This window comes from Methylopila henanensis (genome assembly GCF_042681025.1).
GTDB lineage: Bacteria > Pseudomonadota > Alphaproteobacteria > Rhizobiales > Methylopilaceae > Methylopila > Methylopila henanensis.
In genome coordinates this window covers 417707-440618 of the sequence record NZ_JBHUER010000010.1, presented here as the reverse complement: position 1 = coordinate 440618, position 22912 = coordinate 417707, and the positions used below count along the sequence as shown (strand labels likewise).

The 22912-nt window shown below is 71.5% G+C and carries 22 protein-coding genes and 1 riboswitch; all 22 genes read left to right on the top strand.

Annotated elements, in window-relative coordinates; translation table 11 throughout:
• The first annotated feature begins 140 nt into the window (after nt 1-140).
• The 22 genes from ACFSCV_RS15185 (at nt 141) to ACFSCV_RS15080 (ending at nt 22909) form a co-directional block, all read left to right on the top strand.
• Nucleotides 141-1223 carry an LLM class flavin-dependent oxidoreductase gene (locus ACFSCV_RS15185; protein WP_378800411.1) on the top strand — a complete coding sequence of 361 codons (1083 nt, stop codon included), beginning with the start codon at nt 141-143 and terminating at the stop codon, nt 1221-1223.
• Nucleotides 1220-2095, top strand: a complete 876-nt coding sequence (locus tag ACFSCV_RS15180) for an ABC transporter permease subunit (RefSeq protein WP_378800410.1) — start codon at nt 1220-1222, stop codon at nt 2093-2095. The genes ACFSCV_RS15185 and ACFSCV_RS15180 overlap by 4 nt, the downstream gene beginning before the upstream one ends.
• Nucleotides 2092-2850: an ABC transporter ATP-binding protein gene (locus ACFSCV_RS15175; protein WP_378800409.1), complete on the top strand. Its 759-nt coding sequence runs from the start codon at nt 2092-2094 to the stop codon at nt 2848-2850. The genes ACFSCV_RS15180 and ACFSCV_RS15175 overlap by 4 nt, the downstream gene beginning before the upstream one ends.
• Nucleotides 2851-2859: 9 nt before the next feature.
• Nucleotides 2860-3855: an NrtA/SsuA/CpmA family ABC transporter substrate-binding protein gene (locus ACFSCV_RS15170; RefSeq protein ID WP_378800408.1), complete on the top strand. Its 996-nt coding sequence runs from the start codon at nt 2860-2862 to the stop codon at nt 3853-3855.
• Nucleotides 3856-3942: 87 nt separating this feature from the next.
• Nucleotides 3943-4749 carry a MetQ/NlpA family ABC transporter substrate-binding protein gene (locus ACFSCV_RS15165; protein ID WP_378800407.1) on the top strand — a complete coding sequence of 269 codons (807 nt, stop codon included), beginning with the start codon at nt 3943-3945 and terminating at the stop codon, nt 4747-4749.
• The gene (locus tag ACFSCV_RS15160; protein WP_378800406.1) at nt 4742-5839 is read left to right on the top strand and encodes a methionine ABC transporter ATP-binding protein; all 1098 of its coding nucleotides are present in this window, start codon (nt 4742-4744) and stop codon (nt 5837-5839) included. The genes ACFSCV_RS15165 and ACFSCV_RS15160 overlap by 8 nt, the downstream gene beginning before the upstream one ends.
• Complete coding sequence (locus ACFSCV_RS15155; protein WP_378800405.1) at nt 5820-6476, top strand: methionine ABC transporter permease; 657 nt, start codon at nt 5820-5822, stop codon at nt 6474-6476. Before ACFSCV_RS15160 ends, ACFSCV_RS15155 begins: the two co-directional genes overlap by 20 nt.
• Entirely contained in the window at nt 6473-7873 is a 1401-nt protein-coding gene (locus ACFSCV_RS15150) for an LLM class flavin-dependent oxidoreductase (protein WP_378800404.1), read from the top strand. Before ACFSCV_RS15155 ends, ACFSCV_RS15150 begins: the two co-directional genes overlap by 4 nt.
• Before the next feature lie 80 nt (nt 7874-7953).
• A complete protein-coding gene (locus ACFSCV_RS15145) occupies nt 7954-8355 on the top strand; it encodes a hypothetical protein (RefSeq protein WP_378800403.1) in 402 nt (133 codons plus the stop codon).
• 189 nt (nt 8356-8544) lie between these two features.
• Nucleotides 8545-9063 (top strand): YcnI family protein, encoded by a 519-nt coding sequence (locus ACFSCV_RS15140; RefSeq protein ID WP_378800402.1) that lies wholly within the window; start codon nt 8545-8547, stop codon nt 9061-9063.
• Nucleotides 9064-9115: 52 nt separating this feature from the next.
• On the top strand, nt 9116-10702 hold the full coding sequence (locus tag ACFSCV_RS15135; protein ID WP_378800401.1) for a copper resistance CopC/CopD family protein: 1587 nt from the start codon (nt 9116-9118) through the stop codon (nt 10700-10702).
• Nucleotides 10699-11061: a hypothetical protein gene (locus ACFSCV_RS15130; protein ID WP_378800400.1), complete on the top strand. Its 363-nt coding sequence runs from the start codon at nt 10699-10701 to the stop codon at nt 11059-11061. Before ACFSCV_RS15135 ends, ACFSCV_RS15130 begins: the two co-directional genes overlap by 4 nt.
• A gap of 49 nt (nt 11062-11110) precedes the next feature.
• Nucleotides 11111-13267 (top strand): TonB-dependent receptor family protein, encoded by a 2157-nt coding sequence (locus tag ACFSCV_RS15125; RefSeq protein WP_378800399.1) that lies wholly within the window; start codon nt 11111-11113, stop codon nt 13265-13267.
• A gap of 104 nt (nt 13268-13371) precedes the next feature.
• Nucleotides 13372-13570, top strand: a riboswitch (cobalamin riboswitch).
• Nucleotides 13571-13692: 122 nt separating this feature from the next.
• Nucleotides 13693-15693: a TonB-dependent receptor plug domain-containing protein gene (locus ACFSCV_RS15120; RefSeq protein ID WP_378800398.1), complete on the top strand. Its 2001-nt coding sequence runs from the start codon at nt 13693-13695 to the stop codon at nt 15691-15693.
• Nucleotides 15694-15755: 62 nt separating this feature from the next.
• Nucleotides 15756-16355 carry a DUF7676 family protein gene (locus ACFSCV_RS15115; protein ID WP_378800397.1) on the top strand — a complete coding sequence of 200 codons (600 nt, stop codon included), beginning with the start codon at nt 15756-15758 and terminating at the stop codon, nt 16353-16355.
• Nucleotides 16348-17190: an ABC transporter substrate-binding protein gene (locus tag ACFSCV_RS15110; protein ID WP_378800396.1), complete on the top strand. Its 843-nt coding sequence runs from the start codon at nt 16348-16350 to the stop codon at nt 17188-17190. Before ACFSCV_RS15115 ends, ACFSCV_RS15110 begins: the two co-directional genes overlap by 8 nt.
• Entirely contained in the window at nt 17187-18212 is a 1026-nt protein-coding gene (locus ACFSCV_RS15105) for a FecCD family ABC transporter permease (RefSeq protein ID WP_378800395.1), read from the top strand. The genes ACFSCV_RS15110 and ACFSCV_RS15105 overlap by 4 nt, the downstream gene beginning before the upstream one ends.
• The gene (locus ACFSCV_RS15100) at nt 18212-18997 is read left to right on the top strand and encodes an ABC transporter ATP-binding protein (RefSeq protein WP_378800394.1); all 786 of its coding nucleotides are present in this window, start codon (nt 18212-18214) and stop codon (nt 18995-18997) included. The genes ACFSCV_RS15105 and ACFSCV_RS15100 overlap by 1 nt, the downstream gene beginning before the upstream one ends.
• Nucleotides 18998-19008: 11 nt before the next feature.
• A complete protein-coding gene (locus ACFSCV_RS15095; RefSeq protein ID WP_378800393.1) occupies nt 19009-19914 on the top strand; it encodes a DUF6925 family protein in 906 nt (301 codons plus the stop codon).
• 356 nt (nt 19915-20270) lie between these two features.
• Nucleotides 20271-20714 carry a PAS domain-containing protein gene (locus ACFSCV_RS15090; RefSeq protein WP_378800392.1) on the top strand — a complete coding sequence of 148 codons (444 nt, stop codon included), beginning with the start codon at nt 20271-20273 and terminating at the stop codon, nt 20712-20714.
• An 87-nt stretch (nt 20715-20801) separates the two neighbouring features.
• Nucleotides 20802-22052 carry a formyl-CoA transferase gene (gene frc, locus ACFSCV_RS15085; RefSeq protein ID WP_378800391.1) on the top strand — a complete coding sequence of 417 codons (1251 nt, stop codon included), beginning with the start codon at nt 20802-20804 and terminating at the stop codon, nt 22050-22052.
• A 161-nt stretch (nt 22053-22213) separates the two neighbouring features.
• On the top strand, nt 22214-22909 hold the full coding sequence (locus ACFSCV_RS15080) for an alpha/beta hydrolase (RefSeq protein ID WP_378800390.1): 696 nt from the start codon (nt 22214-22216) through the stop codon (nt 22907-22909).
• The last annotated feature ends 3 nt before the right edge of the window (nt 22910-22912 follow it).

Sequence of the window (22912 nt, the reverse complement as noted above, 5' to 3'; positions counted from 1 at the left end):
CATGCTCGGTCCGTCCCCGCCCCGCCGGAAGGGGACCGTGCCGCCGCCGCAAATTTCCGCATCTGGGACGCCAGAACAATATTGCTACTTAATCCATAGAGTTTATAAGCTGAGCGCCGACCGCAAGGGGATCGTCGTTCATGTCCGAAATCGAGTTTGGCGTCTGGGCGCCCGTGCACGGGCCGCGCGCCGCGGCCCATGATCCGCAGGAGCCCTACGACGCCTCGTGGGTCCATAACCGCGACGCGATCGTCGAGGCGGACGCGCTCGGCTACGACGCGACGCTGGTCGCGCAGCACACGGTGAACCCGCATTTCTCCGATCGCGACCAGATCGAGGCCTGGACGGCGTCCGCGGCGCTCGCCGGCCTGACGCGGCGGATCGAGATCATCACGGCGATCAAACCCGCGCTCTATCACCCGGTCGTCCTCGCCAAGATGGCGCTGCAGATCGAGGAGATCAGCGGCGGGCGCTTCGCCATCAACCTGATCAACGCCTGGAACCGCGCCGAATTCGAGAAGGCCGGCATCCCGTTCCTCGACCATGACGACCGCTACGCCTATGGCCGCGAGTGGCTGTCGATCGTGGAGCGGCTGACCCGCGGCGAGACCGTCTCGCACCGGGGCGAGCATTTCACGATCGAGGACTACAAGCTGTCGCCCGCGGGCCGCTTCCGGGCGCGGCCGCGCATCTATCTCGGCGGCGAGTCGGAGCCGGCGCGCGCGCTCGCGGCCGAACACAGCGACGTCTGGTTCATCAACGGCCAGCCGCTGGCTTCGGTCGAGGCTCTGATCGCCGATCTTCGGGCCCGGCCGCGCGCCGGCGCGCCGCTGCGCTTCGGGCTCTCGGCCTTCGTCATCGCGCGCGAGACCGAGGCCGAGGCGCAAGCCGAGCATCGCCGGCTGATCGCGCTCGCCGAGAAGGACAAGCCGGCCAAGGCCGTCCAGAAGGCCAACACCGATCCCAAGGTCGTCATGTTCCAGACCATGGCGCGGCAGCAGGCTTTCGTCGGCACCAACGGCGGCACCGCGGCGGGCCTCGTCGGCTCCTACGACCAGATCGCCGAGCGCATCTCGGCGTTCCACCGCGCCGGCGTCGGCCTGTTCATGCTGCAGTTCCAGCCGCTGCGCGCCGAGCAGCGCCGGTTCGCCGAAGAGATCTTCCCGCGCCTCGGCAAGACGCCCGCCGCGGCCCCGTCCCAACGCCTGTCGGAGGCCCGATGAGCCTCGCCGATCCCGCCGCCTTCGGCGCCGCTCCCGCGCGATCCCCGGGTCAGCCCGCGGCCGCCGCGGCCGGACGCGCGCCGGTCTCTGCGAAGCGCGCCGCCTCGCCCGCGCTGCTCGCCCTGTCCTGGGCGGCGCCGCTGATCCTGCTCGTCGCCTGGGAGGCGCTCTGCCGCTCGGGCTACGTCGCGCCGCAGATCCTGCCTGCGCCGAGCAAGGTGGCGCAGACCGCCTGGAAGCTCGCGGCGTCGGGCAGCCTGTTCCACGATCTCGGCGTCAGCTTGGCTCGGGCGGCGACCGGCTTCGCCATCGGCGGCTCGATCGGGTTCTCGCTCGGCGTCGCGGTCGGCTTCTCGCGGATCGCCGAGGCCGCCATCGACCGCAGCGTGCAGATGATCCGCGCGGTGCCGTTCCTCGCCGCGCTGCCGCTCACCATCATCTGGTTCGGCGTCGGCGAGGCGCAGAAGATCTTCCTGGTCTCGCTCGGCGTCGCCTTCCCGATCTACATCAACACCATCCTCGGCATCCGGCAGGTCGATCCGAAGCTGCTGGAGCTCGCCCGCGTGCAGGGCCTGTCCGGCTGGGCGACCATCCGGCGCATCATCCTGCCGGGCGCGCTGCCCTCGATCCTGACCGGCGTGCGCTACGCGCTCGCGGTCGCGTGGCTCGCGCTGGTGGTGGCGGAGACGGTCGGCGCGCAGGCCGGACTTGGCTTCCTCGCCATGGATGCTCGCGAGTTCCTGCGCACCGACGTGATCATCCTGACGATCGTGATCTACGCCTTCATCGGCGCGGGGTCGGATTCGATCGCGCGGCTGCTGGAGAAGCGGCTGCTCGCCTGGCACCCGAACTATGCGGGAGGCCGCCGATGACCCTCGCCGTCGTGGGCGCTAAGCCCGCCGTCGTCGTCCGCAAGCTGGTGCGCCGCTATGGCGAGCGCACCGTCATCGACGGGCTCGACCTCGTCATCGCCCGCGGCGAGTTCGTGGCGCTGCTCGGCGAGAGCGGCTGCGGCAAGACCACGCTGCTGCGCGCGCTCGCCGGCCTCGACCCGATCGACGGCGGCGAGGTGGACGCGCCCCGCCGGCCGGCGGTGGTGTTCCAGGAGCACCGGCTGCTGCCGTGGGACAGCCTGTGGCGCAACGTGTCGCTCGGCCAGCCCGAGCAGGGCGCGCGCGAGCGCGCCGCGGCGGCGCTCGCCGAGGTCGGCCTCGGCGACCGGCTCGACGACTGGCCGCGCAACCTCTCCGGCGGGCAGGCGCAGCGCGTCGCGCTCGCCCGCGCGCTGGTGCAGGAGCCCGAGCTGCTGCTGCTCGACGAGCCGTTCGCGGCGCTCGACGCGCTGACGCGGCTGAAGATGCACGACCTCGTCAAGGACCTGATCGCGCTGCACCGCCCCGGCGTGCTGCTCGTGACCCACGACGTCGACGAGGCGATCGCGCTCGCCGACCGCATCCTGCTGATGCGCGACGGTGCCATCGCGCATGAAGTCCGCCTCGGCCCGGCCGCCTCGCGCCACGGCGTCCGCGAGACGCTGCTCGCCCAGCTCGGCGTCCACGCGTCCCCGCGCGGCCGGGACCTAGCCGTCCAGTCCCAACCGCTTTCCCAGTCTTCCCCGTCGCTCTGAGGCCTCGAAATGTCGTCCTTCTCCGATCTCTCGCGCCGCACCTTCCTCGGCGCCTCCGCGGCCGGCGCCGGCGCGCTCGCGCTCGGGCTCACGTCCGGCGAGGCGCTGTCCCGCAACACCGACACCGTGCGGCTCACCTTCGGTCCCTCCGGCGGCCTGACGCTCATCGCCAAGGAGCGCGGCGCGCTCGAGAAGTCGCTCAAGGACCAGGGCATCAAGGTCGAGTGGGTCGGTCCGTTCCCGAACCACGCGCCGACGCTGCAGGCGGTCACCGGCAACAGCGCCGACTTCTCCTTCGGCGGCTCCACCACGCCGGCGCTCGCCGCGATCATCGCGGGCTCGCCGCTCGTCTTCACCCAGTTCCTGATCTACCGGCCGCGCACCACCGCGATCATCGCCAAGGACGGCTCCGGCATCGACAGCGTGAAGGACCTCGTCGGCAAGTCGGTCGCGGTCAACCGCTCCGGGCTCGGCGAGTTCCTGCTGGTGGCCGCGCTCGAGAAGAACGGGATCGACCGCTCCAAGGTCAATTTCGTCTACCTCAACCCGCCGGACGCGGCGCCTGCGCTCGCCTCCGGCAAGGTCGACGCCTGGTCGATGTGGAGCCCGGGCGTCGACATCGCCCGCGTCGAGTACAAGGCGCACGACATCTTTCTCGAGGAGCGCGACCTCGACTTCCAGATCGACTTCACGACCTGGCTGACCCGGCGGCAGTTCGCGACCGAGAACGCCGACCTCGTCCGCGCGGTCAACGCCGCCTTCAAGGCCGAGGCCGACTGGGCGAGCGCCAATTCGGAGGACGCCGAGAAGATCGCGCAGGGCACGCCGCCCCGCTACGGCGACGCCGTGCGCGAGAACTTCCTCAAGCTCAAGCGCCGCTACGAGATCTACCCCGTCACCGACGAGGGCTTCGTCTCGCGCCTGCAGGAGGCGGCCGACTGGCTCACCGAGCGCAAGGTGCTGCCGGAGAAGGTGAAGATCACCGAGCTGCTGGCGCAGGTCTGACCCGACGCCGGCCGTCATGCCCGCGCAAAGGGCGCGGGCATGACGCGGAGGGTCGCCGCAATGTCGAACTCCAATCGGGACACGACGATGAAGAAGCTTCTTTTCGTGGCCGTCGCGGCGCTCGCCGCGCTGACGGCGCTTCCCGCCGCGGCCGGCAAGATCAAGGTCGGCACCGTGCCGGGCGGCTACGGCGACTCGATCGCGGCGGCGGCCGAAGAGGCCAAGGCGCAGGGGCTTGAGGTCGAGGTGGTCGAGTTCACGGACTGGACGACGCCGAACGTCGCGCTTCAGTCCGGCGACATCGACCTCAACTACTTCCAGCACCGCCCCTTCCTGAACAAGGCGATCGAGCAGCGCGGCTACGACTTCGCCGACGTCGGCGTCGGCGCGCTCGCGAACGTCGGGCTCTACTCGCTGAAGCATAAGAGCTTCGCCGACATCCCTGAGGACGGGACGGTCGCGATCGCCAACGACCCGGTGAACCAGGGCAGGGGCCTGCTGCTGCTGCAGAAGGCCGGGCTCGTGAAGCTGAAGGAGGGCGTCGGCTATCTCGGCTCGCTCGACGACATCGTGGAGAACCGCAAGAACCTGCGCTTCACCGAGGTCGAGGGCCCGCAACTCGTGCGGGTCACCGGCGACGTCGACCTCGCGCTCGGCTACCCGCACTTCATCGTGGCGTCGAAGAGCTTCGACGCGCGCAGCGGGCTGATCTATTCCGGCATCGAGGACAAGCAGTTCGCGATCCTGTTCGTGGCGAAGAAGGACCGTGTCGCCGATCCGGACCTCGCCAGGTTCGTGAAGGTCTATCAGAACTCGCCCAAGGTGAAGGCGATCCTCGCGAAGGCCTTCGCCGACGATCCCAAGCTCTACGCGCTCGCCTGGCTCGATGACTGAGGCGCTGGCCCTCGCCCGGCCGCCGGCCGTCCCGCGCCACGCCGCGCCGATCGACGCGAGCCCGTCGGCGCCCCCGCGCCCGGCGATCTCGTTCCGGGGCGTCGGCAAGACCTACGTCTCGCCGAAGGGCGAGGTCGGGGCGCTCAGGGGCGTCGACGTCGAGGCGCCGGAGGGGCGCATCTTCGGCGTCATCGGCCGTTCGGGCGCCGGCAAGTCGACCCTCCTGCGCCTCGTCAACCGACTCGAGGCGCCGACCACGGGGCAGGTGATCGTCGACGGCGAGGACGTCGGCGCGCTGGAGGGCGAGGGCCTGATCGCGCTCCGCCGCCGTGTCGGCATGATCTTCCAGCACTTCAACCTGCTGTCGGCGAAGACCGTCGCCGAGAACATCGCGCTGCCGCTGAAGGTCGCGGGATGGCCACGCCGGGACATCGATGCGCGCGTGGCCGAGGTTCTGGCGCTCGTCGGCCTCGAGGACAAGCGCGACGCCTATCCCGGAAAACTGTCCGGCGGGCAGAAGCAGCGCGTCGGCATCGCGCGCGCGCTCGGTCCGAGGCCCAAGATCCTGCTCTGCGACGAGGCCACCTCCGCGCTCGATCCGGAGACGACGCGCTCGATCCTCGACCTGCTCAGGGACATCAACCGCCGCCTCGGCATCACCATCATGCTGATCACCCACGAGATGAGCGTGATCCGCGAGATTTGCGACGAGGTGCTGGTGCTGGAGAAGGGCGAGGTCGCCGAGCGCGGCCCGGTCTGGCGCGTGTTCGGCGATCCGCGGCATCCGGCGACGCTCGCGCTGCTGCGCCCGCTCTCGCACGGCCTGCCGGAGGACGTCGCGGCCCGCGTGACGAGCGAGCGTCCCTCACGCGGCGAGGCGCTGGTGGAGCTCCGCTTCACGGGCGAGCGCGAGGTCGACCTCGCCGCGGCCGCCGCGGGCCTCGGGCCCGGCGCGCGCGTCCTGTCCGCGGAGCTCGACCGCATCGGCGGCCACACGCAGGGGCGGCTGCTCGCCGCGTCGCCGCTGTCCAGCCGCCTCGACCTGCCTTCGAACGCCCGGGTGCTCGGCTATGTCGCCTCAGATGATTGACCGCCTCTGGCGGGCCCTGCTCGACACGGTGCAGATGGTCGGCGTCTCGGCGCTGATCGCGGCGGCGCTCGGCGTGCCGCTGGCGGTGCTGCTGGTGCTGTCGCAGCCGGGCGGGCTCGTGGCGGCGCCGCGGCTGCACCGCGTCCTGGGCGCGGTCGTCAACGGCTTCCGCGCGACCCCCTTCATCGTGCTGCTGGTCGCGCTGATCCCGTTCACGAGGCTGATCACCGGCACCACGATCGGCGTCTGGGCCGCGATCGTGCCGCTGTCGGTCTCGGCGACCCCGTTCTTCGCCCGCATCGCGGAGGTGTCGCTGCGCGAGGTCGACCGCGGGCTGATCGAAGCCGCTCAGGCGATGGGCTGCCGCCGGCGCGACATCGTCCGCCACGTGCTGATCCCGGAGGCGCTGCCGGGCCTCATCGGCGGCTTCACGGTGACCGTCGTCACCATGATCGGCGCCTCGGCCATGGCGGGCGCGGTCGGCGCGGGCGGGCTCGGCGACGTCGCCATGCGCTACGGCTACCAGCGCTTCGACACCACCGTCATGGCCGCCGTGATCGCGGTGCTGATCGCGCTCGTCTGCGCCGTGCAGTTCGCCGGCGATCTCGCCGTGCGCCGCGTGAGGGCCCGCCGATGACCGGACGTCCGAAGCCGAAGCGCGAGATCCGGCTCAACGCGTTCAGCATGAACGCGGTCGGCCACCAGTCGCCCGGCCTGTGGAGGCACCCGCGCGACCGGTCGGCCGAGTTCAACCGGCTCGGCTACTGGATGGAGCTTGCGAAGACGCTCGAGGCGGGGCTGTTCGACGGCCTGTTCCTCGCCGACGTGCTCGGAGCCTACGATGTCTATGGCGGCTCGCCCGACGCCGCGCTGCGCCACGGCACGCAGATCCCCTCGAACGACCCCTCGCTGCTGGTTCCCGCCATGGCCGCGGCGACCACGCATCTCGGCTTCGGCGTCACCTCCAACCTCAGCTACGAGCCGGCGTTTCCGTTCGCGCGCCGGATGTCCACGCTCGATCACCTTACCGACGGGCGGGTCGGCTGGAACGTGGTGACGGGCTATCTCGACAGCGCCGCGCGGGCGGCGGGCCTCGCGCGGCAGCGTGGCCACGACGAGCGCTACGCGGTCGCCGAGGAGTACATGGACGTCGTCTACAGCCTCTGGGAAGGGAGCTGGGACGACGACGCCGTGGTGCGCGACCGGGCGCGCGGCGTGTTCACCGAGCCCTCTCGGGTGCGGCCCGCGCGCTACCGCGGCGCGCATGTCTCGGTCGACGCCGTGCATCTGTCCCAGCCCTCGCCGCAGCGGACGCCGGTGCTGTATCAGGCCGGCAGCTCGCCCGCCGGCCGCGTGTTCGCGGCGCGCCACGCGGAATGCGTCTTCGTGTCGGGCCCGAGCGCGCGGGCGATCGCGCCGCGCGTGGCCGACATCCGCCGGCTCGCGGCGGAGGCGGGCCGCGACCCCGCGGCGATCACCATCTTCGCGCTCGCGACCGTCGTCACCGGGCCGACCGACGCCGCCGCCGAGGCCAAGCTCGCGGACTACCGCCGCTACGTCAGCCACGAAGGGGCGCTCACGCTCATGTCCGGCTGGACCGGGGTCGACTTCTCGTCCTACGGGCTGGACCAGACGGTGACGCATGTGCGGACCGAGGCCGGACGCTCGGCCATGGAGAACATCACCCGCGCCGACCCCTCGCGGGTCTGGACCGTGCGCGAGGTCGCCGAGCACGTGGGCGTCGGCGGCGTCGGCCCGGTCTTCGTCGGCGCGCCGTCGACCGTCGCCGACCTGATGGAGAGCTGGATCGCGGCCACGGGCGTCGACGGCTTCAACCTCGCCGCGGCGGTCGCGCCGGAGAGCTTCGAGGACGTCGCGGAGCATGTGGTGCCGGAACTGCAGCGCCGCGGCCGCTACAAGCGCGCCTACGCCCCCGGCACGCTCAGGGAGAAGCTCACCGGCGGCGGCCCGCGGCTTCCGGCCCGCCATCCCGCCGCGGGCTTCCGCACGCTCCCCGTCGAAGCGGTGGAGTGAGGCCGGACATAGGCGTCAGGTCGCGGGCTTCCGCCGTTTCCACCGGCGCCGCGGCCTGATATGGGTCCGGAACGGGGCGAATGCGGGGAAAGATCGTGGCGGGCAGGCGCGGCCGACGGCGGACATGGGGGGCGGTTCTGGCCGCCTACCTGCTCGTCGTCCAGGCGGCGCTGATCGGCCTCACGCTCGGAGCCTCGGCCTCGCCGTGGACCGCCGGCGGCCTGCCGCACGTGCTCTGCGCGCCCTCGGGCGCCGCCGACGACGGACCGGCCGATCCGGCCGGGCGTCACGCGCTCCCCGATTGCTGCGTCAACGGCTGCGCCATGTTCGGCGGCGGCGCCGCGCCCGCGCCCGACGTGGCCTACGTCCGGCCGCAGCCCGCGTTCTCCGAGGCCGCCCGGCCGGCCGCGTTTTTTGCGGCGGCCTCAGGCGCGCCGGAGCGCTCGCCCGGCGCCGCGCGAGCGCCTCCCGCCGCGGCCTGACCCGGCCCGGCAGGCCGTTCCTGCGCCCCTGACGCCTGGCTTAACGCGATCGTCCGCGCGCGCCGGCGCATCCCCGAGCCTTTACGCCCCGTCCGGCCGCGACCGCCTGCGTCGCGCCCGCTCCGACGCTGTCGTCGCTCAAGCGGCGCGGTCCGCGCCGTCGCGCGACCGAACAGGAAAACGAGATCCATGAAGACCATCGTCATCGGCGCCGCGCTCGCCGCCTTCGCCACCGCGGCCTCCGCCCATGTCACGCTCGAAACCCGCGAGGCGCCGGTCGGCGCGTCCTACAAGGCCGTGTTCAAGGTGCCGCACGGCTGCAAGGGCGCGCCGACCAACGTGGTGCGCGTGAAGATTCCGGAGGGCGTCATCGGCGTGAAGCCGATGCCGAAGCCCGGCTGGAAGCTGGAGACCGTGACCGGCAAATACGCCAGGGCCTATCCCTATTACCACGGCGTCACCCTGACCGAGGGCGTGACCGAGGTGGTGTGGAGCGGGGGCGAGCTGCCGGACGCGTTCTACGACGAGTTCGTGTTGCAGGGCTTCCTGACCAAGGACCTGAACACGGAGGCGCCGCTCTATTTTCCCGTGGTGCAGGAATGCCCGGGCGGCGCCGCCGCGCGGTGGATCGAGATCCCGGCCGCGGGCGCGCCCGCGAGCGAGCTTGAGGCGCCGGCCCCGGCGCTGAAGCTGCTGCCGGCGCGCTGAGGCGGGGCGGATGCGGCGCATCGCCGGGACAGGCGCGGGAGTTCTCGCGCGCATGCGGGATCGCGCGGCGGCTTACGCTGTCGCCGCCGTGCTCCTGCTCGTCTCGGCGTCCGCCGCCTTCGCCCATGCGAGCCTCGTCCGCGCCGAGCCCGCCGACGGCTCCGTCTCGGCCGCGGCGCCGTCGCGCCTCGCGCTCGTCTTCAGCGAGCCGGTGTCGCCGATCGCGCTCCGGCTGATCGCGCCGGACGGCGGAGCCGAGACGCTGAAGCGCTTCGCCGTGAAAGGGACGACGCTCGAGATCGAGCCTCCGGCGGGGCTTACCTCCGGCACCTACGCGCTGAGCTGGCGGGTGGTGTCCGAGGACGGGCACCCGGTCGGCGGAACCGTCGCCTTCTCCATCGGCGCGCCGAGCGCCTCCGGCGCGCCGGAGGCGGAGGCCGTGGACGAGGCGCTCCGCGCCGCGATCTGGGCCGCGAAGGTCGCGCTCTATGCGGCGCTGTTCTTCGGCGTCGGCGGAGCCTTCGCGGTCGCCTGGATCGGCGGCCCTTCGCGGTCCGGCGCGCGCGTCGCGGCCGCGGCGATGGCGGCGGGCGTGGTCGCCGCGCCGCTGTCGCTTGGCCTGCAGGGCCTCGACGCGCTCGGGGCCTCGCTCGACGCGCTCGGGAACCCGCTCGCCTGGACCACGGGCTGGGCCACCAGCTACGCCCGCACGGCGACGCTCGCCATGGCGGCGCTGGGGCTGGGGCTGGCGTCGCTCCGGGCTCGCGGCCTCCCGGCCCGCGCGCTGTCGGCCGCGGCGCTCTTAGGCGTCGGCCTCGCGCTCGCGGCGAGCGGCCACGCCGCCGCCGCGTCGCCGCAGGCGCTGACGCGGCCGATGGTCTTCCTCCACGGCGCCGGCGTCGCGTTCTGGGCCGGCGCGCTGGCCCCGCTCGGGCTGGCGCTCGCTCGCGAGGGCGCTGGCGCGCTCGACGCGCTGCGGCGCTTCTCGCGCGTCGTCCCGTTCGCGCTGCTTCCGCTCGTGCTCAGCGGACTGACCCTCGCCGCGATCCAGCTCGAAAGCGCGGCCGCGCTGGTCGAGACCGCGTATGGGCGGGTGCTGCTCGCCAAGGCCGCGCTGCTCGCGGGTCTGTTCGCGCTCGCCGCGCTGAACCGCTGGCGGCTGACCGGAGCGGCCGAGAGCGGCTCCCGGCAGGCCCGGCGGAACCTCGCGCGGGCGATCGCCGTCGAGATCGGGCTCGTCGCCGCGATCCTCGGCGTCGCGGCGCTCTGGCGCTTCACGCCGCCGCCGCGCGTGCTGGCGGTCGCCGCGGCCGAGCCGGCGGCGTTCCACATCCACACCGACAAGGCCATGGCCGACGTCACGATCGCGCCGGGCCGCGCGGGTCCGGTGACGGTCTCGATCGTGATCATGACCGGCGACTTCGGCCCGCTCGACGCGAAGGAACTCACCGTCGCGCTGTCGAACCCCGCGGCGGGGATCGAGCCGATCCGGCGCGCGGCGGTGAAGCCCGGCGACGGCACGTGGCGCGTCGACGGGCTCGTGATCCCCGCGCCGGGGCGCTGGCAGGCGCGGCTCGACATCCTCGTCTCGGACTTCGAGATGGTGCGCCTCTCGGCCGACGTGGACATCAGGCGATGACCCGGCCGCCCCGCCTCATCGCGGCGGTCGCGCTCGCCTACGCGCTCATCCTGCAGGCGGTGTTCGCGGCCGACATGCGCGTGTCGGCGCCAGACGCCGGCGGCCATGTGCTGTGCTCCGGAGCGTCGGTGGACGGCGGTCTGGCCGACCGCGGCGACGCGCCCGGCAAGCCCGCCGGCTGCTGCGCGGTCGGGTGCTGGACCGGCGTGGCCTTCGGCCCGCCCGACGCGACCGTCCTCACGCTCGCGCTCGACGTCGAGCGGTTCGCCGGCGCCGGCGCGCGGGCGGCCGCGCCGCCTCCGAGGCCGGCGCGGGACAGGAGGCTGAGGACGCCGAGGGCGCCGCCGCGGTTCGGCTGACCGTTCCGGCCCCGATCGTCCTCACGCCTTCCCGTTCTCGGAGTTTCCCATGTCCCGGTCCGCACGCCTTGCGGGCGTCGCGCTGTCCTGCGCCGCTTTCCTCACCCCGGCCCACGCCCAGTCCCCGAAGGCCGACGCCGAGGCCGCCATCGCGCTGCCCGGCATCGACGTCGAAGGCCGCGGCGACGCCGGCGGCAGCCTCACCTCGCCCTCGCTCGACCTGCGCCGCGCGGAAATCGAGCGCACGCCCGGCGCCGTCGAGGTGATCGACGCCGAAACCTACAAGCGCACGACGCCCGCCCTCACGATCAAGGACGCGCTCGACTACACGCCCGGCGTGTTCGCCCAGCCCAAATGGGGCGACGACACCCGGCTCTCGATCCGCGGCTCCGGCCTGTCGCGCAACTTCCACCTGCGCGGCGTCCAGCTCTACATGGACGGAATCCCGATCAACACGGCCGACGGCTACGGCGATTTCCAGGAGATCGACCCGTCCGCCTACCGCATGATCGAGGTCTACAAGGGCGCGAACGCGCTGCGGTTCGGCGCGAACGCCATCGGCGGCGCCGTAAACTTCGTCACCGCGACGGGGCGCGATCCGCTCGCGAGCGTCGCTCAGGTCGGGATCGACCTGGGCTCCTTCGGCCATGTCCGCACGCAGGCGAGCTCGGGCGGCGTCCACGGAAACGCGGACTATTTCATCACCGGCTCCTGGCAGCGCGCGGACGGGTTCCGGGATCACAGCAGCGGCGACGCCGCCCGCGTGAGCGCCAATATCGGCTACCGGTTGTCCGAGGGCGTGGAGACGCGGTTCTACCTCAACGCCAACACGGTGGATCAGAACATTCCGGGCGCGGTCACCCGCGAACAGGCGCTGAAGAACCCGAAGCGGGCCAACGCCGGCAATCTCGCTCAGGATTACGAGCGCAACCTCGACACGCTACGCTTCGCCAACAAGACGACCTTCCGCATCGCCGACACCACGACGCTCGACGTCGGAGCCTTCGTTGTCGACCGCCACCTGCGGCACCCGATCTTCCAGTGGCTCGACTACAAGTATTTCGACTATGGCGGCTTCGCCCGCGCGACCGACGAGCGCGAGATCGCCGGCCACGCCAATCGGCTGGTGGCGGGCGTCAACCTCCACAACGGCGAGAACGACGCCCGCCAGTATCAGAATCTCGGCGGCGACAAGGGCGGCAAGCGCTTCGACGCCGAACAGACCTCGAAGAACGTCTCGGCCTACGCCGAGAACACCTTCTTCGTGGCCCCGACCGTTGGCGTGGTGACCGGCCTCCAGTTTCTCCACGCCAAGCGCGCCCAGAAGGACCGCTTCTTCGACGACGCGCTCTACAACCCGTCCGACACGCAGAAGGATGACTCCGGCTCCAAGAGCTTCTCCGAGTTCAGCCCCAAGTTCGGCGTGCTCTGGAACATCGACCCCACATGGCAGGCCTTCGCCAACATCTCGCGCTCGGTCGAGGTTCCGAGCTACGGCGAGAACAGCTTCGCCGGGGCGGCGCTGGCGAAGCCGCAGAAGGCCTGGACCTACGAGATCGGCACGCGCGGCGCGCGCGAGGACGTCACCTGGGACGTCGCGGTCTACCGGATGGAGATCAAGGACGAGTTCCAGTGCCTCTATTCGGATTTCGGCAATTGCCGGGTCGTGAACGCCGACAAGACCGTGCATCAGGGCGTCGAGATAGGCTTCGGCGCCGCCATCTGGAAAGGGCTATTCGTGAAGGGCGGCGACAGTGGCCTCGTCACCAAGGGTGACGCTCGTTCCCCGGCGGAGGTCGACAAGCTGTGGCTCAACCTCGCCTACACGTTCAACGACTTCCGCTTCGACGGCGACAGCCAGTTCGGCGACAACGAGCTGCCGGGAGCGCCGCGGCATTATGTGCGCGCCGAGCTGCTCTACAAGCACCCGAAGGGCTTCTACACCGGACCGAACCTCGAATGGGTACCTGAAGCCTATTACGTCGACAGCGCCAACACGCAGAAGACCAAGGCCTACGCGTTGCTGGGCGCCAAGGCGGGCTACGACGCCGGCGGCGCCCTTTCGGCCTATGTGGAAGGGCGGAATCTGCTGGACAAGAAATACATCTCGAGCGCCAGCATCATCGATCGCGCCACTTCCAACATGCCGCTCTACGAGCCGGGGACCGGCCGCGCGGTCTACGCCGGCGTGAAGTACCGCTGGTGAGGGCCCCCGCTCCAGGGCGCGGAGCGGTGTGACATGAAAGGCGCGGGCGCGTCGTCTGCGGGGCGCCCGCGCCTTTCGCCATATTGACCCTCGCCACGGTCCCGCCCTAGCGTCCGCGCGACGGTTCCCCTCGGGGATCAAAAGGGAACGCGGTGCGGGTCGCTCGACCTCAGGCCGCGGCAGCCCCCGCTACTGTGAACGGCGAGCGACTTCGTCATCGGCCACTGGATCTCCGGATCTGGGAAGGCGACGGAGCCGCAGGGACCCGTGAGCCAGGAGACCTGCCGTCAGCCGTGTGGTCACACGCGAACGCGTCGGGCGGGGTGTCTCGATGGTGGGCGAACCGTCGGGCGGGCGTCATGCGCGCATGATCGGGGAGGCTTCGGGTTCGCGGTGACGTGCCACTCGTCCCGCTTGGGGTCCCGATGTCTGACCTGCCTTCCTCTCTCAGGGGCGCCGCCGCGCTCGCCGCCGTTTCCGTCGCCCTGACGACGCCCGTTTTCGCCCAGGCGCCCGCCGCGGACGAGGCGACCGCGCTCGAAGAAGTCTCCGTCACCGCCAACCGCGTCGAGGGCCCGCAGGCCGCGATCGGCAGCGCGGTCTCCTCGATCTCGGGCGAGGAGCTGGAGAAGCGCCAGATCCGCGTCGTCTCCGATGTGTTGCGCGAGATGCCGGGCGTCGCCGTCAACCGCACCGGCCCGGTGGGCGCGCTGACCCAGATCCGCATCCGCGGCTCCGAAGGCAACCAAACGCTTGTGCTGATCGACGGGATCGAAATGAATGATCCGGGCATGAGCGGCGAGTTCGATTTCGCCAATCTGCTGGCGCTGGAGGTCGACCGCGTCGACGTGCTGCGCGGCCCCCAGAGCGCGCTCTACGGCTCCGACGCCGCGGGCGGCGTGGTGAACATCGTCACCCGCAAGGGCGACGGCAAGCCGTCCTTCCGCGGACAGGTCGAAGGCGGCTCGTTCGGGACGCTCAACGGTTCGGCCGCCGTCTCCGGCGGAGACGAGGCCTACGACTATCTGTTCGCCACCCAGATGTTCCACGCCGATGGGATCTCCATCGCCAAGAGCCGGGACGCCTGGAACGCCGGGTTCCGCGACCGCGACGGCTACGAGAGCGGCACGGCGCTGGCGAAGGTCTCGGTGCGGCCGAGCGACATGTTCGAGGTCACCGGCGTGGCCCGTTACACCGGTTTCCGGGCCGACCGCGACGGGTTTGGAAGCCCGCTGGCGGACCCGTCCTACAGCGCGTCGGTCGAGAGCGGCGATCGCGAGCGAGGCCAGCAGTTCTTCGGGCGCGTGCAGGGCAAGGCCACGCTGCTGGAGGGCGCGTGGGACCATGTGCTCGGATTGTCCTACACCAACCAGGACCGCCGCAACTACGACGTCGACGACGTCCGGACGTCGTCGACCCTCGGCGAGATGGCGAAGATCGACTACCAGACGAACTACCGCTTCTCGACCGAAGGCGGCCTGCCGGCGACCCATGTGCTGACCTTCGGCGCGGACAGCCAGCGCGACCACATCGTCAGCAGGAGCATCTATCAGGAGCCGCCCTTCGGGACGAGCGGGCCGGTGCGGAAGTCGATCGTCAATTCCGGGCTTGTGGCGCAGCACCAGATCGGATTGTTCGACAGCCTGTTCGTAACCGGAAGCCTGCGCCACGACTTCAACGAGCGGTTCAAGGACGAGACCACCTACCGTCTCGCGAGCGCCTACACCTTCGCCCGGACCGGCACGAAGCTGCGCGCCTCGTTCGGAACCGGCGTCAAGAACCCGACGCTGCTCGAGCTTTACGGTTTCTATGGCGACTTCCGCGGCAACTCCGATCTGACGCCGGAGAAGACCCGCGGCTGGGACGTCGGCTTCGACCAGCCGCTGTGGGGCGACCAGATCGTCGCCGACGCGACCTACTTCCAGCAGCGCGTCAGCGATCTGATCTCCAGCGCCTATGACGCGGCGAGCGGCAGGAGCACGCCGGTCAATCTCCCCGGCACGTCGCGCATCAAGGGCGTCGAGCTCGGCCTGACCGTTCGCCCGGTCGAGGGCCTGTCGATCCGCGCCGCCTACACCTATTCGGACGGCGACGACCCGAACGGCGACCAGCTCGTGCGGCGCCCGCGCCATATCGGCAGCCTGAACGCCAACTACGTCTTCCTCGACGGCAAGGCCAACGTGAACGCCGGCCTCGTCTACAACGGCAGGCAGAAGGACTACCGTTTCCTCAACGCCGCGCCGTGGCGCGAGACCATCGGCCTGAAAGCCTACACGCTCGTCAACGTGGCGGGGTCGTACAAGATCCACGCGAACACGGAAGTCTACGGCCGCATCGAGAACCTCTTCGACAAGAAGTACGAGGAGGTCTTCACCTACAACACGCCGGGCCGCGCCGCCTATGGCGGCCTCAAGGTCTCGTTCTGACCTACGACCGGATCGCCCGGCGCGCCGGGCGATCTCCCCCCATTCTCCGGTGAGGCATCGGCATGATCGTTCTCGAACCCCTGACGCCCCGCGCCCCCACCGAAACCGTCCGCGGCGACGACGGAGCGCCGAAGCGCGAGATCTGGTCGCTGCCGGCGGAGGAGCCGACGCTGGAGGCCTTCCTGCGCGACGTGTTCGAGAACCATTGGCGGGGCATCCGCTTCGGCCCGCTGATCGAGGGCGCGGCCTATGAGTGGAAGTGTCCCGCCGCGCCCGAGAAGATCGGGCTTACGGACGGCTATCTCACCGTCATGTTCGGCTCAGGCGGCCACTTCCACCTCTGCATCGGCGAGAACCGGGGCTCCGAGCGGTTTCCGGTCTCGGCCGAGCTGACGAAGCGGCGCAAGCCGTCGAAGGCGCAGCTCTTCCGCGGCTACGGCGCGGACGGCAAGCCGGTGACCTGGGGCTTCGAGATGTGGAACGGCGCCGGCGAGCCGATGATCTCGATCTTCTTTCCCAATCCCTTCATCGAGGACGACGACAGCCTCGCCGGGACGCCGGACTTCTCGCGCCTCGCCACATGGCGCGCGATCGCGAAGCGCTGGCTCGGCCGGCCGGCGGAGGCGATCGACGAACAGGGCAGGGGCTTTCGCCATGGCTGAGCGCCTGCGCGCGCTGGCGGGGGCGCTGTCGGCGCTTGGCCTCTTCGCCGCCGCGCCGGCCGCGGCCGCGCCGGCCCCCGCGCGCGTCGTCTCCATCAACCTCTGCACCGACGAGCTTCTGATCCGGCTCGGCGACCGGTCGCAGGCGGCGGGGGTGACGTGGCTGTCCACCCTGTCCGCCGGCTCCAACGTCGCGGACGAGGTGCGGGGCATTCCGGCGACCCACGGCTTCGCCGAGCAGGTGATCGGGCTGAGGCCCGACCTGGTGCTCGCCGGCCGCTACACCTCCCGGCAGTCGGTCGCCGTGCTCCGGCGCATCGGCGTGCCCGTGGTGGACGCGGACGCGCCCCGCACGCTCGACGGCGTGCGCGAGGAGATCCGCCGCGTGGCGCAGGCGATCGGCCATGTGGACCGCGGCGAGGCCATGATCGCGGAGCTCGACCGCCGTCTTTCGCGCGCCGTGGCGGCGCGGGAGCCGAAGCTGAGGGCGGCGGTGCTGCGGCCGAACGGCTTCAGCGCTGGGCCGGGCTCGCTGACCGACGAGCTGATGCGCCGGGCGGGGCTCGTCAACGTGGTGGCGGAGCTCGAGCTCGACCATTACGGCCAGCTGCCGCTGGAGCTGGTGATCGCCAAGGGGATCGACCTTCTGATCGTGGACGGCGACCGCGCCGGGCCGCCGGCCATGGCGACCGAGATGCTGCGGCATCCGGCGCTGCTGCGCCTCGGCGACCGGGTGAAGGTCGCCCGCGTGCCGCCGAAGCTCTGGACCTGCGCCGGCCCCAGCCTCGCCGACGCCTTCGACATCCTGGCGGACGCGGCGGAGGCGCCGCGATGAGCGCGGTCCCCGCCGAAGGACGCGCCGCGCGGATTTCCCGCCACGGCCTGCTGCTGGCCGGGCTCGCGGCGGTCGGGCTCGCGGCCTTCGCCGCCTCGCTCGCCATCGGCTACGCGCCGCTCGATCTCGGCCGGGCGATGGCCGACGCCCTCGCGGGCCACGCCTCGCTCGAGGCTTTGGTGTTCACGGAGCTGCGCCTGCCGCGGGCGCTGATGGGCGCCCTCGCCGGCTTCAGCCTCGGCCTGGCGGGCGCCGCCATGCAGGGGCTGCTGCGCAATCCGCTCGCCGACGCCGGCGTCATCGGCGTCTCTGGCGCGGCGGCGCTCGGCGCGGTGCTGGCCTTCTATTCCGGCCTGTCCTCGGCCTTCGCGCTGGCGCTGCCCGTCGGCGGCGTGCTCGGCGCCGCGCTCGCCGTCGCCGCGCTCTACGGCCTCGCCGGCCGCGGCTCCGCCACCATGACGCTGATCCTCGCCGGCGTCGCCATCAACAGCCTCGCCGGCGCGCTGACCTCGCTCGCGCTCAACCTGTCGCCGAACCCCTACGCCGCGCTGGAGGTGATGTTCTGGCTGATGGGTTCGCTGGCGGACCGCAGCATGGCCCATGTCACCCTCATCCTGCCGCTGCTCGTCGTCGGCTGGGGGCTGATCCTCGCCTGCGGCCCGGCGCTCGACGCGCTGACGCTGGGCGAGGACACCGCGACCAGCCTCGGTTTCCACATGGGCCGCGTCAGGGCCATGCTGGTGATCGGCACGGCGCTCAGCGTCGGCGCGACGGTGGCGGTGACCGGGGCGGTCGGCTTCGTCGGGCTGGTGGTTCCCCACATCCTGCGCCCGCTGGTGGGCGGGCGTCCCGGCCGGCTGCTGCTCGCGAGCGGGCTCGGCGGCGCGGTTCTGGTGCTGGGCGCCGACATCGCCGTGCGCGCCATCGGCGTGCGGCCGGAGCTGAAGCTCGGCGTGGTCACGGCGCTGATCGGCGCGCCGTTCTTCCTGTCGCTGCTGTGGCGCCTCAGGCGGGAGGCGTGATGGAGATCGCCGCGCGCGACCTCACGGTGCGGCTCGGCGGCATGGCGCGGGTCGACCGGGTGTCGCTGAACCTGAAGCCCGGCGCGTTCGTCGGCCTGATCGGGCCGAACGGCGCCGGCAAGACCACGCTGTTCCGGGCGCTTGCGGGGCTCCGGACGCCGGACGGGGGCGAGACGCTCTACGACGGCCGGACGCTTGCGCAGATTGGCCGCCGGGCCTTCGCGAAGAGGCTCGCCTATCTCGAGCAGACCGCGGAGGCGCATTGGCCGCTCAGGGCCGAGCACGTGGTCGCGCTGGGCCGGCTGCCCCATCGCGGTTTCGGCCGCGCCGCGCTCGCAAGCGACGCCGCGGCGGTGGACCGGGCGCTGCGCGCGGCCGACGCCGAGGCCTTTCGCGGCCGGCTGATGCGAGAGCTGTCCGGCGGCGAGCGCGCCCGGGTGCTGCTCGCCCGCGCCTTCGCGGTGGAAGGCGAGTGGCTGCTGGCCGACGAGCCCGCCGCGGCGCTCGACCCCGCCCACCAGCTCGGCCTGATGGAGCGGCTTCGCGCCGCCGCCCGCCGGGGCATGGGCGTGGTGGTGGTGCTGCATGATCTGACGCTGGCGAGCCGGTTTTGCGACCGCCTGATCCTGATGGCGGGCGGCCGCATCCTCGGCGACGGCCGGCCGTCCGAGGTGCTGACCGACGCCGCCGCGGCCGAGGCCTATGGGGTCACGCTGGCGCGCGCGGAGGCCGGCGGCGAACCGCTGATCGCGCCATGGCGGCGCCTCGCCCCCGACGACGCCTGAAGGAGAAGCCCGTGACCGACGTCGCCTCGCTGCTGGAAGCGCGCCTCGCCTGCGCCGACACCCACTGGCACATGGGAACCTTCGGCGTCGTCGCCGAATTCTCGCGCGATCCGGACGAGCCGGCGGCCTTTCCCGACGGCCGCGGCCTTGCGGCCTTCACCGCCCGCGGCGCTATCCGGCTGGAGCCGAGCGAGGATCTGACGCTCTTCGCCTATGAGGGCGCCATGAGCCGCGCCAGAAGCTGGAGCCAGCATGTGGCGCTGTGCCTGCCGCGCAAGGCCTGCGCCCTCAACCGCCGCGCCGTGTTGACGGAGCTCGGGCCGGACCGCGAGGCCGTGCGCGCCGACGACCGCGACGGCGTGCTGTTCGACCTCGGCCTCGCGCGCCTGCAGATGGACGCCCTGATCCGCACCACGGACAAAGCCCTGATCGACGCGCTGCGGGCGGCGGAGGGCAAGTCGCTGTTCGGGGAGGGGAGCGCGGTCATGGGCGCGATCTTCCGCGCCCAGCCGCACCGGGTGTTCGTCACGCGCTTCGGGCGCGTCGAGGTGTTCCAGCCGATTCCCATGGACGGGACGTTCAGCCCGCCCGGGCCGCACACCCATCTGCTGCCGAAGCTGATGAAGACCGGGCGCACCCACGGCGCCAACGTGCCGGCGCCGAAGGGACTGGTCCCCTGCGGCGGCTTCGCGCCGCCCCATCCGGCCCGGAAGCCCGACGGCGTTCCCCACGCCTTCGACGCCGAGCGGCATGCGGCGTTCCAGGACCTGCTCGACCAGTTCGGCGATCCCCGGCTCGTTGCGGTGAAGCGCGCGGCCCGCGACGGCGACGCCGATCCCGCCCTGGCCCCCGCGACCCGTCACGAGCGCGCCGCGGCGCGGGTTGGCGCGCTTCAGGCGCTGGCGCGGACGGCCTGACGGGCCGCGGGCGCCGCGCACCCGGACACACGGCGAGACGCCCTGACATTCGACGCGGAGGGCCGGCGCCCCTGCGGCGTCTTGTCCTGTTCGCGCTTGACGCCCTCCTGTTTTTGGCATACCAAATTCCACATACCAAATAGAGCGCGATCAGACGCGCCGGGTCGGGCCAATGAGTCCGTCTTTGGTGGAGGAAACGAAGGAGAAGACGGGCCAAGGCGTCCCTGCGTTCTCTGCGCATCCACGTGAAAGCTCCGGCTTCCGCCGGACGTTGCGTTCGCCATGGCGTGTCTCGTCTTGGCGGCGACTTGTTTTTACTGGAGTTCAGCGAGCGGGCGCCGGCCCAGGATTGCGCCATGCCAGATCCGGTCGATTACGCGCAACTGGTGGAGACTGCGGGCGACGCCGTCGTCGTCAGCGACGCGCTCGGGCTGATCGTGGTGTGGAACGCGGCCGCGGAGAGGATTTTCGGCTTCACCGCCGAGGAGGCGCTCGGCCAGTCGCTCGACCTGATCACGCCCGAGCGCCACCGCCGTCGCCACTGGGACGGCTACGCCAGGACCATGGCGTCGGGACAGACCCGCTACGGGACCGAGATCCTGCGGGTCCCGGCGCTGCACAAGGACGGTCGGCCGCTGTCGATCGCGTTCTCCGTCGGCCTCCTGTTCGACGGTGCGGGCGCGGTCAGCGGGGTCACGGCGATCGTCCGCGACGACACACGGCGATGGAACGACGAACGCGAGATGCGCCGCCGGCTGGCGGAGCTCGAGGCGGACGCGCGCTCTGCGCCGATCGGATGACGGCCGGGGTTCGCGCCCCGGCGTCCAATCAACGCGCCATCTCGGCCAAGAGGGCCGGATGCGACGTAAAGAGGGAGTGAGACTGAGATGACCCAGCCGCTGGAAGGCATCAAGATCATCGACTTCACGCACGTCCAGGCCGGTCCCGCCTGCACGCAGCTGCTCGCGTGGTTCGGCGCCGACGTCATCAAGGTCGAGCGCCCCGGCGCCGGCGACGTCACCCGCTCCCAGCTCCGGCACATCGAAGACGCCGACGCGCTGTACTTCACGATGCTGAACTCCAACAAGCGCTCGCTGACGCTCGACACCAAGACGCCGGAAGGCAAGGAAGTCCTTGAGAAGCTGATCAAGGAATCCGACGTCATGGTCGAGAACTTCGGCCCCGGCGCGCTCGACCGCATGGGCTTCTCCTGGGCGCGCATCCAGGAGCTCAACCCGGGCATGATCCTCGCCTCGGTGAAGGGCTTCTCGGATGGCCACCACTACGAGGACCTGAAGGTCTACGAGAACGTGGCGCAGTGCGCCGGCGGCGCGGCCTCCACCACCGGCTTCTGGGACGGCCCCCCCACCGTGTCGGCCGCCGCTCTCGGCGACTCGAACACCGGCATGCACCTCGCGATCGGCATCCTCACGGCGCTGCACCACAAGAACAAGACCGGTCAGGGCCAGAAGGTCGCCGTGTCCATGCAGGACTCGGTGCTGAACCTCTGCCGCGTCAAGCTGCGCGACCAGCAGCGCCTCGACGCGCTGGGCTATCTCGAAGAGTACCCGCAGTACCCGCATGGCGAGTTCTCGGACGTGGTGCCGCGCGGCGGCAACGCCGGCGGCGGCGGCCAGCCGGGCTGGGTGCTGAAGTGCAAGGGCTGGGAGACCGATCCCAACGCCTACATCTACTTCACCATCCAGGGCCACGCCTGGGCTCCGATCTGCAAGGCGCTCGGCAAGGAGGAGTGGATCGACGATCCGGCCTACAACACCGCCCGCGCGCGTCAGGACAAGATCATGGACATCTTCGCCACGATCGAGGAATGGCTCGCCGACAAGACCAAGTTCGAGGCGGTCGACATCCTGCGCAAGTACGACATCCCGTGCTCGCCGGTGCTGTCGATGAAGGAGATCGCCGAGGATCCCAGCCTGCGCGCCAGCGGCACGGTGGTCGAGGTCGACCATCCGAAGCTCGGCAAGTACCTGACGGTCGGAAGCCCGATCAAGTTCTCGAACATGAAGGTCGACGTGAAGGCCTCCCCGCTGCTCGGCGAGCACACCGACGAGGTGCTCAAGGACCTCGGCTACACCGAGCAGCAGATCGAGATGCTGCACCAGGCGCGCGCGGTCTGATCCCGCGCTCCTCGTGACGAACCGGGGCGGCGCGCAGCGATGCGCGCCGTTTCCGTTTCGGCCGCGGCGAGGGATGTCGCCATGTCGTGGACGCCCGGCTTCGCCGGGCATGACGGCGCGGCCATAGCGCCGCCGCGCTCCAGACTCCGAGGCTGTCCACAATGCTCGATCCCCATCTTCTGGGGCGGCTGGACTTCGTCCACCGTCCGCCGGACCGGCCGCCGCTGCCGCCGGGCCGCCATGCGCTCGGCCTGTTCGAGACCCGCGACGCGCTGCTGGTCGTGCCGGACGGCCTCGATCCGCGCCGGCCCGCGCCGCTGATGACGCTGTTTCACGGCGGCGGCGGCAGCGCGGAGAAGATCCTGCCCATGATGGAGCGCCATGCGCTGGAGCGCGGTTTCCTGCTGCTGGCTCCGCAGTCGCTCTATCCGACCTGGGACATCGTCATCGCCGGCAACGGCCCGGACCGCGAGCGGCTCGACGTCGCGTTAGGCGAAGTGGCGTCGCGGTTCCTGCTCAATCCGACGCGCTTCGCCTTCGCCGGCCATTCCGACGGCGGCAGCTACGTGCTCTCGCTCGGGCCGACCAACGGCGACATCGTCAGCCACATGATCGTGTCCTCCGCCGGCTTCATGTCGGTGCACCTGCAGATCGGCGCGCCGCGCGTGTTCCTGTCGCACGGGCTGCGCGACGAGCAGATTCCGATCGACCGCGCCGGCCGCGCCCATTCCGCCCGGCTGAGGGAGGCGGGCTACGACGTCACCTATGTGGAGTACGACGGCCCGCACGCTTGGCGGCCGGAGGTGGCGGCGCGCTCGGTCGACTTCTTCCTCGCCCCGCGGTCGGCGGCGAGCTGAGCG